Origin of the sequence: Methylocystis sp., assembly GCF_051061225.1 — a bacterium.
GTDB lineage: Bacteria > Pseudomonadota > Alphaproteobacteria > Rhizobiales > Beijerinckiaceae > Methylocystis.
This window is the reverse complement of the sequence record NZ_JBPFEB010000021.1, coordinates 15,301-30,965: the sequence shown is the minus strand read 5'-3', so window position 1 is coordinate 30,965 and position 15,665 is coordinate 15,301. Positions and strand designations below refer to the sequence as shown.

The 15,665-nt window shown below is 68.1% G+C and carries 15 protein-coding genes; 4 read left to right on the top strand and 11 right to left on the bottom strand.

From position 1 onward, the window contains the following. Positions 1 to 3: 3 nt before the first annotated feature. A complete protein-coding gene (locus tag ACR652_RS04135) occupies positions 4 to 1,674 on the bottom strand; it encodes a heparinase II/III family protein (protein ID WP_434505255.1) in 1,671 nt (556 codons plus the stop codon). A 224-nt stretch (positions 1,675 to 1,898) separates the two neighbouring features. On the opposite strand from ACR652_RS04135, the gene ACR652_RS04130 reads away from it, so the two are divergent. Next, entirely contained in the window at positions 1,899 to 2,426 is a 528-nt protein-coding gene (locus tag ACR652_RS04130) for a gamma carbonic anhydrase family protein (RefSeq protein ID WP_434505254.1), read from the top strand. Between the two features lie 25 nt (positions 2,427 to 2,451). Here the strand turns inward: ACR652_RS04130 and ACR652_RS04125 are convergent, their stop codons facing one another. The 9 genes from ACR652_RS04125 to ccmI all read right to left on the bottom strand — a co-directional run bounded on the left by ACR652_RS04125 (position 2,452) and on the right by ccmI (position 11,046). Continuing rightward, complete coding sequence (locus ACR652_RS04125) at positions 2,452 to 3,078, bottom strand: transglutaminase-like cysteine peptidase (RefSeq protein ID WP_434505253.1); 627 nt, start codon at positions 3,076 to 3,078, stop codon at positions 2,452 to 2,454. A 189-nt stretch (positions 3,079 to 3,267) separates the two neighbouring features. After that, on the bottom strand, positions 3,268 to 3,891 hold the full coding sequence (locus ACR652_RS04120) for a transglutaminase-like cysteine peptidase (RefSeq protein ID WP_434505252.1): 624 nt from the start codon (positions 3,889 to 3,891) through the stop codon (positions 3,268 to 3,270). A gap of 345 nt (positions 3,892 to 4,236) precedes the next feature. Then, complete coding sequence (locus ACR652_RS04115) at positions 4,237 to 5,061, bottom strand: MipA/OmpV family protein (protein ID WP_434505251.1); 825 nt, start codon at positions 5,059 to 5,061, stop codon at positions 4,237 to 4,239. A gap of 147 nt (positions 5,062 to 5,208) precedes the next feature. Beyond that, entirely contained in the window at positions 5,209 to 6,393 is a 1,185-nt protein-coding gene (locus ACR652_RS04110) for an FAD-dependent monooxygenase (RefSeq protein WP_434505250.1), read from the bottom strand. A 16-nt stretch (positions 6,394 to 6,409) separates the two neighbouring features. Continuing rightward, positions 6,410 to 6,655 carry a zinc-finger domain-containing protein gene (locus ACR652_RS04105; protein WP_434505249.1) on the bottom strand — a complete coding sequence of 82 codons (246 nt, stop codon included), beginning with the start codon at positions 6,653 to 6,655 and terminating at the stop codon, positions 6,410 to 6,412. A 112-nt stretch (positions 6,656 to 6,767) separates the two neighbouring features. After that, positions 6,768 to 7,229 (bottom strand): cytochrome c-type biogenesis protein, encoded by a 462-nt coding sequence (locus tag ACR652_RS04100; protein ID WP_434505248.1) that lies wholly within the window; start codon positions 7,227 to 7,229, stop codon positions 6,768 to 6,770. Positions 7,230 to 7,387: 158 nt separating this feature from the next. Next, positions 7,388 to 9,358, bottom strand: a complete 1,971-nt coding sequence (locus tag ACR652_RS04095) for a heme lyase CcmF/NrfE family subunit (RefSeq protein ID WP_434505247.1) — start codon at positions 9,356 to 9,358, stop codon at positions 7,388 to 7,390. Then, positions 9,355 to 9,792 (bottom strand): cytochrome c maturation protein CcmE, encoded by a 438-nt coding sequence (ccmE, locus tag ACR652_RS04090; protein ID WP_434505246.1) that lies wholly within the window; start codon positions 9,790 to 9,792, stop codon positions 9,355 to 9,357. The genes ACR652_RS04095 and ccmE overlap by 4 nt, the downstream gene beginning before the upstream one ends. A 132-nt stretch (positions 9,793 to 9,924) precedes the next feature. Continuing rightward, the gene (gene ccmI / locus ACR652_RS04085) at positions 9,925 to 11,046 is read right to left on the bottom strand and encodes a c-type cytochrome biogenesis protein CcmI (RefSeq protein ID WP_434505245.1); all 1,122 of its coding nucleotides are present in this window, start codon (positions 11,044 to 11,046) and stop codon (positions 9,925 to 9,927) included. Positions 11,047 to 11,188: 142 nt separating this feature from the next. On the opposite strand from ccmI, the gene ACR652_RS04080 reads away from it, so the two are divergent. Beyond that, a complete protein-coding gene (locus tag ACR652_RS04080) occupies positions 11,189 to 11,662 on the top strand; it encodes a DUF2721 domain-containing protein (RefSeq protein WP_434505244.1) in 474 nt (157 codons plus the stop codon). On the opposite strand, the gene purB is transcribed toward ACR652_RS04080, so the two are convergent. After that, the gene (gene purB, locus ACR652_RS04075; protein ID WP_434505243.1) at positions 11,619 to 12,923 is read right to left on the bottom strand and encodes an adenylosuccinate lyase; all 1,305 of its coding nucleotides are present in this window, start codon (positions 12,921 to 12,923) and stop codon (positions 11,619 to 11,621) included. The two genes, ACR652_RS04080 and purB, sit on opposite strands and share 44 nt — an antisense overlap. A gap of 678 nt (positions 12,924 to 13,601) precedes the next feature. Here purB and ACR652_RS04070 point away from each other — a divergent pair. Together ACR652_RS04070 and ACR652_RS04065 are read left to right on the top strand one after the other, a co-directional pair. Then, the gene (locus ACR652_RS04070) at positions 13,602 to 14,321 is read left to right on the top strand and encodes a VIT1/CCC1 transporter family protein (RefSeq protein WP_434505395.1); all 720 of its coding nucleotides are present in this window, start codon (positions 13,602 to 13,604) and stop codon (positions 14,319 to 14,321) included. A gap of 39 nt (positions 14,322 to 14,360) precedes the next feature. Then, positions 14,361 to 15,602, top strand: coding sequence for an NAD(P)/FAD-dependent oxidoreductase (locus tag ACR652_RS04065; RefSeq protein WP_434505242.1), 1,242 nt, complete (start codon positions 14,361 to 14,363; stop codon positions 15,600 to 15,602). The last annotated feature ends 63 nt before the right edge of the window (positions 15,603 to 15,665 follow it).

Sequence of the window (15,665 nt, the reverse complement as noted above, 5' to 3'; positions counted from 1 at the left end):
CGCTCAGACCCGCTGGAAGGACCAGCGCAGCTCCACCCCGGGCGCGGCCTTTCCGCGCAGCACGAGCTGGACGCATTTGCGCGCCCCGGCCGGCCCCGCGAAAAATATGCTGTCCTCGACCTCCGGAAAGCCGCCCTCCGCGGCGAACAACAGCGTCTCGCCATTGGCGAGCGCCAGGGCGATGGAGTCGCCCAGCGGAGCCGCCCGCACCCGAGGGTGAAGGTGAAAGCGCAGCGCGAAGTCGACCTCGGGCGGCGCCTTGGCCGCGCCCTCCACGACCAGCAGGCGGTCGACGCCCGAGAGCGACGCGCCATCCGCGGCGAGCGCCAGCTCGCGGGCGTGGATCAGGCCGTAATCGCGGGCATAGCCGTCGTGGGACAGGATCAGGGTCGTCTCGGCCGGGGTCTCGCGCCGCTCGACGGCGACGGCGCGCGGCCCCTCGGTCACCAGCCCCGCGCGCCAGCCGCCGGAGTCCCTCGCGGAAATCCGCGCCGAGGAGCGGTCGTCGACGACGAGGGTGGAATGGGCGGCGGTCGCCCGCGCCATCTCGCGCAGCTCCTCATGCGGCGGCGACGGCGCGCCGCAATTGACGACGACGCGCTCGACGCCGAGCGAAAATTCGAAGGCCAGGCAGCCGGCATGGGCGCCGCGCGAAAATTCCGGCGGCGGCGGCGGGCCCGCGTCCACGATGACGGTCGCCTCCGCCGCCGACAGCCGCTGATAACCGAAATAAGGGGCCTTGAGCGGCGGCGCGCCGCGCGCGTCCTCATTGGCGAGCACATTGGCGACGCGGTCCAGCTCGGTCGCGCCCATGCCGTTGAAGAGCGCCAGCGAGCCGTCGCCATGCTGCATCATGCGCAAGGTCGGCATCATGCGGTCGGAGGCGCGCATCAGCGCCGACGGCGTCTGTAGACCGCGCGCGGCCAGCACCTGCCGCAGCGGCAAAAGATCGAGCAGCAGATCGACCGCGACCTGTGGATTGCGGCTGACGTGGCCGCCATCGGGGAGAATCTGGCGGTCGAGCTCCATCGACAGGGTGCGCGACACCTGCGGCGCGATCTTGCGCCCGGTGTCCGCGCAGACCGCGAATTCGGCCAGCGCGATGGCGCAGAACAGGCGATCGGCGCCCTCGGCCTGACCCGTCGCGAGCGCGCGCCACAAGAACCGGGCGCCCTGCGCGAGGGCGAACATGAAGGCGTCGTAGAACTCCGCCTCGGCGCCGTCGAGCAGCGCCGGCGACTGCGCGAAAAAGGAGAGCATGCGCCGCGCCGCCACCGCCGGCTCCATCGCCGGATCGTCCGGGCTCAGTTTCCCGAGCGAAAGAAAATCGGCGACGAGCGCGCGCGCATTGGCCTGTCCCAGCGCCTTGTCGGCGGCGCGCAAATGACGCAGCCAGGAAAAGCCGGCGAGCGCGCGCCGCCAGCCGGGAGACGGCGCCGTCAGCAGGAAAGGCGACCCGCCATGGCATTGCATCGTCTTGCCGGCGAAAGAAAAATAACCGGAGTAGATTTCGTCTGCGACCGTCGGATCGGTCGTGCGAATGTCCGGCGGCGCGATCTTCAGCCGCTCCGGCGGCGCGATCGCCATGGATTTCACGAGGTGATAGGGAGCCGCCGCGCGCCGCGCCAAGGCCTTCGCCGCGAAGGCGCTCGCCAGCCGCATCCGGTCGCGCAATTGGCCGTTCAGATCCCGTCCTCCGATTCGCCCGCGAATCCGCAACATCCCCCGATGTGCGCGGCGTTTTACAGGCCGCGCGTCGCGACGCGAAGCGCTTGCAACTGTTTATACACGTTTTTCGGCCCGCGCCGAATGGAGGGGGCGCAGCGCCGAGGCGCCGCTTTGCGGCGCAGCGCCGAAATGGCAAAGTCGCGACCACATCGAGGGAAGGAGATTCACGCATGCCGCTTTACACGCTCGACGGCGTCGCGCCGCGCCTGCCGGCCGAAGGCCGCTGTTTCGTGGCGCCGGGCGCGCAGCTCATCGGCCGCGTCGAGCTGATGGAGGACGCCAATGTCTGGTTCAACTGCGTCCTGCGCGGCGACAATGAATGGATCACCATCGGCGCGCGCACCAATATTCAGGACAACAGCGTCCTGCACACGGACATGGGCTATCCGCTCGTGATCGGGGAGGACTGCACCATCGGCCACAATGTGATCCTGCATGGCTGCACGATCGGCGACGGCAGCCTGATCGGCATGGGCGCGACCATTCTCAACGGCGCGAAGATCGGCCGCAACTGCCTGGTCGGCGCCAATGCGCTGGTGACCGGCGGCAAGGAATATCCGGACAATTCACTGATCGTCGGCTCGCCGGCGAAGGTCGTGCGGGAGCTCGGCGCGGACTCGCGCGCGGCGCATCTCGAATCCGCCAGACACTATGTCGAGAACGGACGCCGCTATCTGAACGGCCTCAAGGAAATCTAGGAACCAGCGGCGCCCGCCGATCCGCTCATTTCGCCACATACATCGGCGCGCTGGTGGGTGCGCCGATCGACACCCACACATTCTGGTTTTCCTGCGACTGGCGCTTCACGAAACGGTAGGGCGTGCGCGACCAGGGCTTCACCTCGTCGATCAGATTGTCGAGCACGAAATCGCCGCGGCTCGTGCGCACCATCAGCACGGAATGGCCGTCGCCATGCTGGTCCTTCACCACCGTCATGAGCAGGGCCGCGCGCGGGAAGCCCGCCTCCACCAGCAGGCGGCGCTTCAGCAGCGCATAATCCTCGCAGTCGCCCTTGCCGTCGGCCGGAATATCCCAGGCGTCCGGCGCGCCGACATGTTCGGCGTCGGTGACCGGATCGACCTTGGCGTTCACGGCGACGTTGATGGTCTCGATCTTGCGGAAGGCGGCGGGCGTCAGCACGATGGCCTCGGGCGTGGCCGGCGCCTCGTCGCATTCGCCGCCGTAGCGCTGGCAGAAATCCACCCAGCCAAAGGGGACGCTGGTTTCCGGACCAAGCGGCGACAGGGAGGAGTCGGGAAGGCGCACGCCCGCGTCAGCGGGAAGACTGGACAGGCTCAGGGCGGCGAAGCCGAACACGAGAGCTTTCAAAATCCGACGCGTGACACACATCTTAACGCAACCCTAACCCGCAACTCACCGTTAACAAATCTTTAACGAATGTGGCGGCTTTGCCAAGATGGGCGTTAAGGTCTCTTTAACTTATGGTTACCGCAGGCGCGCCTGCCCGCGCGCGAAGCCCCCGGAGCGCGGGAGACCCGCGCCCCGAGGGCTTCGTTCCTGAGCGCCGCCTGCGCGCCCTCACTGTCCGGCGTAGGCGAGGCGCGCCGCCGGCTCGGCGATCGCCACCCAGACGTTCTGATTCTCCTGGGACTGGCGCTTCACGAAGCGATAGGGGGTCTGAGTCCAGGGCTTCATCTCGTCGGTGAGATTGTCCAGAACGTAATCGCCACGGTTGGTGCGCAGGGTCAGGATCGAATGGCCGTCGCCGTTCTTTTCCTTCACGACCGTCATGAGCAGCGCCTCGCGCGGAAAGCCTTCCTCGATCAGCATGCGGCGCTTCAGCAGCGCGAAATCCTCGCAGTCGCCCTTGCCGTCCGTGGGATAATCCCAGGCGTCGACCGCCGCCCAATGCTCCTGATCGGTCACGGGCTGGATGCTCTTGTTCACCCAGGCGTTGATGCGGGCGATCTTGCGCTGGGCCGCCGGAGTCAGCTCGACCTCACGCGGCGCGCTCGTCTCATCGCGGCACTCGCCCGCATAGCGCTGGCAGAAATCGACCCAGCCGTACGGCACGCTGGTTTCCGCCCCGACCACCGCATAACGCCCCGTGTCCGGCGCCGCGACGCCCGCCGTCGCCGATGCGGCCAGGGCCGCCCCCGCCAGAGCGAGTGTGGCAGCCGTTTTGACGATCAACCCGAACATGTCCCGTCTCCATCTGATGAGACGAGAATAGGTTTCTTGTTTTGAAGTCACTCAAAGTAATTCAGCGGCATTTTATGCGAATGCGTTCAGAATTCGTCTGAACAGTGGTAAGTATAATTCTTCTGGACCAAATCGCGTAAAATGCGACGCATCGCCTGCAAGAGGTTGATTTTCTGATCGTTTTTCAGGACCGCCGGCATGCGTGAGAGCCGCCCTTTTCCGCCAGAAGGCGCAGGGGCGCGGCAAAGGTTAACGCAAGCGGGACGATGGGGTTAACGGGCGGCCCCGAGCGCAACTCCTGTGGCGAGGGCGCGGCGAAATGGCGCCAGCGGAGCCGTCGCCGGATCAGAACAGGTTGGGGAGGAACGCCGCCGGGTTCACGACGAAGGAGCGCGAAACGGCAAGGCCGGCGTTGAACTGGTTGCGAGAGCCGACGATGTTGGGAATCGGGCTGGAGCCGACGCTGCCCAGCAGGCGCTGCCCGCCGCCATAGACCGACACGCTGGTCAGATCGTTGATGTCGTAGCGCGCGGTCGCCATGCCGCCGGCGGCGGTGAAGCCGCCCGTGGCCTGATACGGCGTGAGGCGGCCGTTCAGCAGCGCCTCGAACGGCGTGACCGAGAAAAAGGAGTTGGCGTAGGTGTTGTCGCCGAAATTGAGCCTCGGGCCGACCGAGAGCCGGAACGCCCCCAGGGTCTCGTAGGCGTCGGCGTAGAAGGCCGCGACGAACCCCTTGTGGCCGTCGATGCCCTGACGCATCTCGGCGCGCACGCGGAAGTGATCCAACGGATAGGCTTCGACGAAGCCGCCGATCTCATGCGTCAGGCCGACAGTGTGCAGGCCGAAGAGCTCCGGGCGGCGGCCGCGCTCAAAGACGAAGTTGGCGACCGGCCCGGCCTTCACATAGCCCACGTCCAGGACGTCGAGGCCGAAGCCCTCGTCTGGCGTGGAGAAGGTTTCGGGCTCGCCCACGCGGCGAAACGAGACCGCCGGAAAGGGATAGGGCCGCATCTGCGACGAGCCGGGGAAGCTCGGCCTGACGGCGCCGATGACGCTGACCGTCACGATCCAGCCCTTGGCGTCCGTCTTGGGCGGCGGCGTCAGATCCGCTGCGGCGCAGGCGTTTGCGAGGCAAGCCGCGGCGGCGCTAGTCAGCAGAAGTTTCGTCACGCCATGCCTCAAGGAAATCCACCCCTTAGCCAATATTGACGGTTTCTTAACAAGCCGTAAGGGCCTTGGCCACTGTCGACGCGCGCATATCCCTCGCAACTCGACGCTTGTTGCGTATTCGACACAATATCAGGCGCAAGCGCGCCGTTAACGATACAGCCAGGCGTTGCGCGCGAGCATTCCGCGCCCGCCCAGCGTGCGGATCGCGAGATCGCGCGCCGTGGCGCCGAGCCCGCCCATGTGGAAATATTCACCCTGCCGCCATGACGCGCGCACGACACGCGCGGCGCGACCGATTCGGGCGGCCTCATAGGCGGCGAAAACGCTCTCGACGGTCGCGCCGAGCTGCCCGAAGGCGCGGCCGAGCGCCTCTGCGTCCTCGATCGCCTGCGCCGCCCCCTGCGCGAGAAAGGGCATCATGGGATGCGCGGCGTCGCCCAGCAGCGTGACGGCGCCTCGGCTCCAGCGCTTGAGCGGCGGGCGGGCGAAGAGCGGCCAGTGCCGCCAGGACGCCCCCGCCTCGATCAGCGCGGCCAGATCCCGGGCCGGACGCTGGCGGTCGAGCAGGCGCGCCAGCTCGGAGCCGTCGAGCGAGAGGATGGCCGCGCCCTCGGCGTGGCGCGGCGGCTCCGAGACGATGACGACGACATTGATGATCGCCCCGTCGCGCAGCGGATAATGAACCACATGGGCGCCCGGCATCAGCCACAGATTGCTTTCGCGGGCGCGGAGCGCGGGCGGCGCCAGCTCGGCCGGGACGAGCGCGCGCCAGGCGGTGCGGCCAGAGTAGAACGGCAGGTCGCGCTCGGTCGGCAGCAGATGGGCGCGCACGGTCGAACGCTGGCCGTCGGCGCCGACGAGCCCCGCCGCCTCGATTTCGGCGACGCCCTCGGCGCCATGGACGGAGAGGCGCAGGAGACCGCCAGCGTCGTCGAACTCGCCGACGCGCGCCCCCGTCCGGATCTCGATCTCGGGATTGGCCTGCGCCGCCTGCAACAGCGCCTGCTGGAGGTCGGCGCGGTGAAAGACGCGGAACGGCGCGCCCCATTGCGCGCGGGAGTCGGAAATGTCGAGGCGCGCCAGCACCTGGCCGTCGCGACCGCGCCGGACGTTGATCGCCCGCGGCTCAAGGGCGACGGCCGCGAGCGCCTCTTCGAGCCCGAGCCGCGCGAGCGCCCGCCCGGCGTTCGGGGCGATCTGGAAGCCCGCGCCGACCTCCTCGATCCGCTGGGCGCGCTCCAGCAGCAGGACGCGCCGTCCCGCCCCGGCGATGGCGAGGGCCGCTGTCAGGCCGCCGATTCCGGCGCCCGCAATGGCGATGGGCGCGCTCACGCCGGTCAGGTCCGGGTCAGGCCGGTTCTTCGGCGTGGTAGACGCAGTCCTTGGGCTCGGCGCCGCCGTGCAGCGTCGCGTCGTAGACATAGAGCGTCGAGCAATAGGGGCAGACCGCCTGCGACTCCGCGCCCATGTCGATATAGACATGGGGGTGATCGAAGGGCGGCAGCGCGCCGATGCACATGAACTCCTTCGCCCCCACGCGAATCTCTGGGACGCCGGAGGTGTTGTGGAAATGGGGCGTGGAATGCTCGGCCATGGTCCGCTTCTCTTCGCTGCGCCGCGCGGGCGGCTCAAAAACGCTCCCGCCCCCTATATTGCAGCGCGTCGCGGTTGAACAGGGGGCGGCGTTTCGGGACGGGCGGGCGCCCTTACGACTCGAGGTCCTTGCCGACTCCCAGCGCCTTCAGCCGCGCCCGCTCGTCCTCGGTGAGAGCGGCCGGGCCGGCCGGGGCGGCGCGGCGGCGGGCGGCGGTCCAGACGGCGGCCGCCCCCGCCAGCAGCGCCAGCAGCGGCGCCGTCCACAGCAGAAGGGTGTCGAGCTTCACCGGCGGCCGCAGCAGAACAAAATCGCCGTAGCGGGCGTGGACATAGTCCTTCACCTCCGCGTCGCTGAGCCCGGCCTTGAGCTTCTCGCGCACCAGCACGCGCAGGTCCTTCGCCAGCGACGCGTCGGAATCGTCGACCGACTGATTCTGACAGACGAGGCAGCGCAATTCGCTGGTGATGGCGCGCGCGCGCGCCTCCATCGCCGGGTCGGGGAGCTTTTCCTCCGGGGTGACGGCGTGGGCGGGAAATATCAGAAGGGTGGCGACGATGGCGAAGGCCCCCACCCCAACCCTCCCCCGCTTCGCGGGAGAGGGAGTCAGGCGCGAGCCTTCATCGGCCGTGCGGCTCGTGGGCGTCCCCTCTCCCGCCAAAGCCCGTCGAGAGACGGGCGTCCTTACGGACACCCTCTGGCGGGGGAGGGTTGGGGTGGGGGTCTTCCAATTCATTCCGCGGCCTCCGGCACAGCCGCCGCCCGGCGGGCGACGCCGATCCTCAACCGCCGATCGGCGAGCGAGCAGGCGCCGCCGAAGGCCATGACCAGCGCGCCGATCCAGATCAGCGTCACGAAAGGTTTCCAGTAGAGACGCGCGTCGATGGTTCCCTCGGGATGCGACTCGCCGATGGCCGCATAGACTTGCCCCAGACCCAGCGTCACAATGCCGGCCTCGGAACGCTGCATGCGCCGCGCGGGATAGTTGCGCTTGGCGGGCTCGATGGTCGCGAGCGTCTCGCCGCCCGAACGCACCGCCATCACAGCGTAGATTTCCGAATAATTCGGCCCCTCGCGCGCGTCGATCGCCTCGATGCCGATGCGATAGGGGCCGACGTCGTAGAAATCGCCGGGCTTCATGGCGAGGATGCTCTCGACGCCCCAGCCGGTCGCCGCGAGGCCGAGCAGGGTCAGCCCCATGCCGGCGTGCGAAATGGACGTGCCCCAGGTCGACAGCGGCAGGCCGCGCAGGCGCGCGAGAATCGTGGACGCGGACGAGGCGCGGAAGGCGGCCCGCTGGGCGATGTCGCTCACCGCGCCGACCACGAGATAGACCGCGACGCCGCCCGAGACGATGGAGAGAAAGGGCGCTCCATAGAGCACGCCGAGCGCCGCCGCGCCGAGCACGCCCGCCCCGAAAGCGACGCGCAGGCGTTGCAGGGCCGCGCCGAGATCGCCCCGCTTCCAGGGCAGCATCTGGCCGACGGGCATGAGCAGGGCGAGCGGCAGGGCGATGGGGATCAGCACCGTGTTGAAGAAGGGCGCCCCGACCGAGATCTTTACCCCGGTCAACGCCACCAGCGCCAGCGGATAGAGCGTGCCGATGACGACGGTCGCGCAGCTTACCGAGAGCAGCAGGTTGTTCACGACCAGCGCGCCCTCGCGCGAAATGGGCGAGAACAGGCCGCCGACGGGCAAGGCCCCGGCGCGGATCGCGAAGAGCGCCAGCGCTCCGCCGATGAAGAAGATCAGAATGCCGAGGATGAAGACGCCGCGCTCCGGGTCGCTCGCGAAGGCGTGCACGGAGGTGAGCACGCCCGAGCGCACGAGGAAGGTTCCCAGCAGCGACAGCGAGAAGGCGAGGATCGCGAGGAAGATCGTCCAGACCTTGAGCGCCTCGCGCTTCTCCATCACCGCCGCGCTGTGCAGCAGCGCCGTGCCGGCGAGCCAGGGCATGAGCGAGGCGTTTTCGACCGGGTCCCAGAACCAGAAGCCGCCCCAGCCGAGCGTGTAATAGGCCCAGTAGGGGCCCATGGCGATGCCGAGCGTCAGCGCCACCCAGGCGAAGAGCGTCCACGGCCGCGCGAAACGCGCCCAGGCGGCGTCGATGCGGCCGCCGATCAGCGCCGCCGCCGCGAAGGAAAAGACGATCGAGAAGCCGACATAGCCGAGATAGAGCAGCGGCGGATGGATCGCGAGGCCGGGGTCCTGAAGGATCGGGTTGAGGTCGCGCCCTTCCCACGGCGGCTGATCGACGCGGGCGAAGGGGTTCGACGTCAGCAGGATGAACAGCAGGAAGGCCGCGCCGAGCAGGCCCTGAACGGCGAGCGCGTCAGCGCGCAGCCTGTCCGGCATGGTCGACGAGAAGACCGCGATCAGCGCGCCGCACAGCGACAGCACGAGGACCCACAGCAGCATGGAGCCCTCGTGGTTTCCCCACACGCCGGAGATTTTATAGATGAAGGGCTTCAGCGAATGCGAATTCTCGATGACGTTGACCAGCGAGAAGTCGGAAACGACATGGGCGTAGGTCAGCGCGCCATAGGCCAGCGCGACGAACAGGAATTGCGCGAAAGCCGTCGGCCGCGCGACGCGCATCAGCGCCGGATCGTTGATCCGCGCGCCGGCGAAGGGGATGGCGAATTGCAGCAGCGCCAGAGCGAGCGCGAGAACGAGCGCGTAATGTCCGGTTTCGACGATCACTTCTGCTCTCCCTGCCACACGCCCTGTTTCTTGAGCGCGTCGGCGACATCCTTGGGCATGTAACGCTCGTCGTGCTTGGCGAGCACGCTGTCGGCCTTGAACGTTCCATCCGTCCCGAGCTGGCCGTCGACCACGACGCCCTGCCCTTCGCGGAAGAGGTCCGGGAGCAGGCCGGTATAGGCGATCGGGAGGTCCTTCGTCCGGTCGGTGACGGCGAATGTCACGTCCTTGCCGCTCTTGACCACGCTGCCTTCCTTCACGAGGCCGCCGATGCGCAGCCGCGCGCCGGGCGCGACCTGTTTCTGCGCCAGTTCGGACGGCGTGTAGAAGAAGACGATATTATCGCGCAGCGCGAACAGCATCAGCCCCGCTGCGAGGCCGAGAACCGCGAGGGCGCCGATGATGAGCGTGAGTCTCTTGCCTTTGCGCGTCATGTCTTCCGCCGGTTTACCCCCTCCCCAACCCTCCCCCGCTTCGCGGGAGAGGGAGTAGGTGCGGGCCTTCATCAGCAAAGCTGATCGTGAGCGTCGCCTCTCCCGAGAATCGGGGGAGGGACAGGGAGGGGGTCACCCCCCGATATCCAATTCCTTCGCCAGCGCCTCGATGCGGGCGACCTCGCCATCCTTGCCGGCGAGCGCCTTGCGGGCGTCCCCCACGGCCTTTTTGGCCTTATCGGGCTCGGCGAGCACGCTATAGGCGCGAATGAGCTTCAGCCATCCCTCGACGTCGTCGCCCTGGGACTGGAGCCGCTCGGCGAGCCGGCCTACCATGCCCCGGATCGCCGCGTCGCGCTGCTGCGCCGGCATGGCGGCGATGGCCTTGCCCTGCTCGCTTCCCGGACCCCTCTCCGCCACGGGCGGCGCCGGCGCGGGTTCGCCGCGCAGCTCAGCGAGCCGCTGCTTCACGGCCGAGAGATAGGGCGCGTCGGCGGGCGTGTCGGCTTCAAGCGCGCTGAACATCCCGATGGCCGTCTGCTTCTCGCCGGCCTGCTCGGCGGCGAGCGCGAGATAATATCGCGCCATGGCGTCCCTGGGGTCCAGGGTCAGGGCGGCCTCGAACTCCTTCTTCGCCTCCGCCGTCACCTGGCCGCGCGCGACCATCATGCGCGCCTGTCCGAGCGCCGCATGGCGCTGGGGGGTGGGGCCGAGAAGCTTCAGCGCCTTCTCATAGGCGTTGATCGCGTCTTCGCTGCGCCCCGTGCGCAGATAATAGGGCGCGACGACCTCGAACCCCTGCCCGTCCTCCGGGTGCTCGCGCAAATGCTGTTCGATGCGGGCGACGGCGCCGGCGAGGTCGCCCCGCTCCGGCGCGGATTCGAGCCGCGCCGTCAGCGGCATGTCGGGCATTTCCATCTTGCCCAGCCGCAGATAGAGCGGCAGGGACACCGCCGGGACGATCACGATCGCCGCAAGCGCGGTGACGAGCGCCGCCTTGCGCGAACCGCCGGCGGCGGCTCCCGGCGCGGCCTCGGCCCGCAGCAGCCGGCGCGCGGCCTCCGTTTTCGCGGCCTCGGCCTCGGCGGGGTCGAGGCGGCCCTCCGCCTTCTCGCGGTCGATCTCGGCGATCTGCTCCTCGAAAAAGGCGATGTCGGCGGCCTTGGCGTCCCTGGCCTCGCCACGAAGGGCGAGCGGCGCGAGGACCGCCATGACGGCGGCGCCGGTGAGAAGAGCGAAGATGAGCCAGATCATGGCCCGCTGTTTAAGGCGTTAGCGGGCGGTTTGGAAGAAAAATGCGAATCGCCGCAGGACGCCGGACCAGTTCCGTGCGAATTTGCGCGAAGGGGTGGGGCCGGGCAGATCATGGCCAACCAGCCCCGGAGACGACCTTGCGATGCTCCTCGAAACTCCCACCGTCCAGCAGCTTTCCAATGTGATTTCGCTCGTGACAGGCCCCGCCTTCCTCCTCGCGGCGGAGGCGCAGCTTCTCAGCGTGCTGGTGTCGCGGCTGGATCGCATCGTCGACCGCTCCCGTCTCTTCGACTCGCTGGAGAGCGAGGACGTCCGCGCGCAGTTGAGCGACGAGCTGCCGGTTCTGGAGAAGCGCGCGCGGCTGATGCACAAGGCGATCTATTGGGGCGTGGCGAGCTGCGTGGTGACGAGCATGCTCGTCATCATCAGCTTCCTCGCCGCCTTCTTTCACATCCGGCACGAATATGGGGCCGGCTTCCTGTTCGCCGTGGCGATGGCGCTCTTCACCGCCGCCCTGGTCGCCTTCGGCCGGGAAGTCCGCCTCAACGCCTATGAAATCGACCGCGCGACGCTCATTCTCCGAAAACGCGCCGAAAGATCGTGTCCACATGTTTGAAGTGGTACGAAAGGTCGAACAATTCGTCGAGTTCCGCCGGCGACAGCTTCGCGCTGACGTCGGGATCGGCGCCCAGAAGCGCGCGGAACTCGCCTTCTCCCCGCCAGACCGGCATGGCGTTGCGCTGCACCATCGCATAGGCGTCCTCGCGTGACACGCCCTTCTGGGTGAGCGCCAGCAGCACGCGCTGCGAATGGACGAGCCCCCCGAGCCGGTCGAGGTTCTTCTTCATGTTCTCGGGATAGACGACGAGATTTTCGATGACGTTGGTCAGCCGCGCCAGCGCGAAATCCAGAGTCACCGTGGCGTCGGGGCCGATCATGCGCTCGACCGAGGAGTGGGAAATATCGCGCTCGTGCCAGAGCGCCACATTCTCCATCGCCGGGATCGCCATGCCGCGCACGAGGCGGGCGAGGCCGGTGAGATTTTCGGTCAGCACCGGATTGCGCTTGTGCGGCATGGCGGAAGAGCCCTTCTGCCCGGCCGAGAAATATTCCTCCGCCTCCAGGACTTCCGTGCGCTGGAGATGACGGATTTCGACAGCCAGCCGCTCGACCGACGACGCCACGACGCCCAGCGTCGCGAAGAAGGCGGCATGGCGGTCGCGCGGAATGACCTGGGTCGAGACGGGCTCCGGAACGAGGCCCATCTTGTGGGCGACATATTCCTCGACGCGCGGGTCGATGTTGGCGAAGGTCCCCACGGCGCCGGAGATGGCGCAGGTCGCGACCTCCTTGCGGGCCGTCACCAGCCGCTCGCGGGCGCGGGTGAACTCCGCATAGGCCTGCGCCATCTTGAGGCCGAAGGTCACGGGCTCGGCGTGAATGCCATGCGAGCGGCCGATGGTCGGCGTGAATTTGTGCTCATGGGCGCGCTTCCGGATCGCGGCCAGCAAGGCGTCGACGTCGGCGATCAGGAGGTCGGCGGCGCGCGAAAGCTGCACGGCGAGGCAGGTGTCGAGCACGTCCGAGGACGTCATGCCCTGATGCACGAAGCGGGAGTCCGGCCCGATAAATTCCGCGAGATGGGTGAGAAAGGCGATGACGTCATGCTTGGTGACGCGCTCGATCTCGTCGATGCGGGCGACGTCGAATTTCACGAAATCCGCCTTGTCCCATATGTTCCTGGCGCTTTCCTTGGGGATCACCCCGAGTTCGGCGAGCGCGTCGCAGGCATAGGCCTCGATCTCGAACCAGATGCGAAAGCGCGTCTGCGGCTCCCAGATGGTCGTCATCTCGGATCGGGAGTAACGGGGGATCATGGCGCCTCTGGAAAAGCTAAGGGTCGGGCCGGACGCCGCCGGGGTTCGGGTCTTCGGTTCGCAAATTCGCAGGCCGCGGTCAATCCGGGCCGAAAGCGACCGGGCGCACGGGTCTTGCTTGCGGTCATGTTCCTTTAGGCCGACGCGGGGTAAAAAACGCGATCGCGCGCAGCGCGCCGGGAAGGCTGGACGATGGACAAGGACAAACTCTCGCGCCTCAAGGCCGGCGCCGCCGAGGAAGGCCGGCGCTTTCTGGGGATCTTTCTTTATCTCTGGGTGCTGCTCACCCTGTTCTCCCTCCACAGGGCCTTCATTTTCAACGAGGATCTCTTCACTTACCATCAGGGCTTCGCGCTGTTGAACGCGCTCGCCCTGGCCAAGGCGGTGCTGATCGGCCAGCAGCTCAGGCTGGGCGACAGCCGAGCCGACGCTCCCGTCGCTGGCCCGGCGCTGATCAAATCCGCGCTCTTCGCCCTGCTGCTCATCCTGTTCCATATCGCAGAGGAGACGCTGATCGGCGTCTGGCGGGGCAAGACGGTCGCCGAGGCGGTTCCCACGATCGGCGACGGCTCGCTCCAGGCGATCCTGATGACGGCGATCATCGTCTTCGTCGGGCTGATCCCCTTCTTCGCCTTCGTCGAGCTCGAACGCGTGCTCGGGCCCCAGGAGGTGAACGCCCTGCTCTGGGGCCGGCGTCCGAAAGGCGGGTCCGGCGACCATGTGGAGCGGCATTTTCTCAACACGGAGACGGTGCGCGACGTGGTGATCGGCATGGCCGACGGGCTCACCGTCCCGTTTGCGCTGGCCGCGGGCATTTCGGCGGCGATCGCGTCGAGCCGGGTCGTGGTGACGGCGGGGCTCGCGGAAATCGTCGCGGGCGCCACCGCCATGGGCCTCGGCGGCTATCTCGCCGCACGCAGCGATCAGGAGCATTTCCACTCCGAGGAAAAGCGCGAATATCTGGAAGTCGAGAAGCTTCCCGAGCAGGAGCGGCACGAGCTGAGGGAAATCTTCTCGCAATACGGGCTTGAAAAGCCCGAGCTCGACTCGGTCGTCGCCGCGCTCTCGGCCGACAAGACGCGCTGGGTCGATTTCATGATGCGCTTCGAACTGGGGCTGGAGCGGCCCGACCCCAAGCGCGCGCCCGTCAGCGCCGCGACCATCGCGGCGGCCTATGCGGTCGGCGGGCTGATCCCGCTCGCGCCCTACATTCTCGAAGACGACGTGAAGCGCGCGCTTGCGCATTCAGCGATCTTCACGGGCGTCGCGCTGCTGGTGTTCGGCGCCGTGAAGGGGCGGATGACGGGGGTCGATCCGCTGAAATCCGGCGCGCAGACCCTGTTCGTCGGCGGGCTGGCGGCGGGGGCGGCCTATTATCTGGCGTCGCTTTTCGGATGAGGCTTTGCGGGGCCATATGTAGCGATCATGGGAGGCGGCATGCGGACGGCGGATGTGATCGTTCTCGGGGCGGGCATGGTCGGCGTCTCCGCCGCCCTGCATCTTCAGGCGCGCGGGCGCGAGGTCGTTCTCGTCGACCGGCGCGGGGCGGGGCTCGAAACGAGCTTCGGCAACGCCGGCCTGATCGAGCGCTCGTCGATCTTCCCCTATCTGTTCCCGCGCGACCCGGCGAAGCTCGTCAAATATGCGCTGAACCTCCTCCCGGAGGCGCATTATCACCTGGGCGCCCTGCCGTCCGTGGCCCCCTGGCTGATGCGCTACTGGCGCGAGAGCGCGCCCGAGCGCGTGAAACGAAGCATCGCCGCGCGGCGCCCGCTCATCGAGCACAGCCTCATCGAACACGAAGAGCTGATCCGGCAGGCCGGCGCCGGGGCGCTCCTGCGTCGCCCCGGCTGGATCAAGCTCTTCCGCCGCGAGGAGACGCTCGCCGCCGGCGTCGCCGACGCCGAGAAGCTGCGCGCCTATGATCTCCACATCGACATTCTCGACGCCAGGGCGGTGTTCGAGCGCGAGCCCAATCTGGCGAGCGTCGCGGGGGGCGTCCATTACCGCGACACGGCCTTCGTCAACGACCCCGGCGCCCTCGCCAGGGCCTACGCCGATCTGTTTTCCGCGCGCGGCGGGCGCTTCGTCGCCGCCGACGCGCTGACCCTCGAACAGGAGCCGGACGGCCGCTGGAGCGTCGCGGGGCCGCAGGGCCGGATCGCCGCGCGCGCGGCGGTTGTCGCGCTCGGCCCCTGGTCGGACCTCATCTACCGCCGCTATGGATATGACATGCCGCTCGGCTTCAAGCGCGGCTATCACATGCATTACGCGCCCCAGTCCGGCGCGACGCTGCATCATCCGATCCTCGACGCCGACAATGGCTATCTGCTGGCGCCCATGGCGCGCGGCGTCCGGCTTACCAGCGGGGCGGAGTTCGCCCCCCGCGACGCGCCGCCCACCCCGGTGCAGATCGAGCGCTGCGAGCCGATCGCGCGCCTGCTGTTCCCGCTCGGCGCGGCGCTCGACGCGCAGCCGTGGAAAGGCGCGCGGCCTTGTTTTCCCGACATGTTGCCCGTGTTGGGCGAGGCGCCGCGCCACAAGGGGTTGTGGTTCGACTTCGGCCACGCCCACCACGGGTTGACGCTCGGGCCGGTCAGCGGGCGGCTGCTGGCGGAGATGATGACGGGCGAAACGCCCTTCACCGATCCAAGCCCCTATGCGGCCACACGTTTCTGAGCCGGCAAGCTTCACAAAAGCTTCATGATCTGAAACTGTCGGGCTTGAGCCCGAATCGCGCCG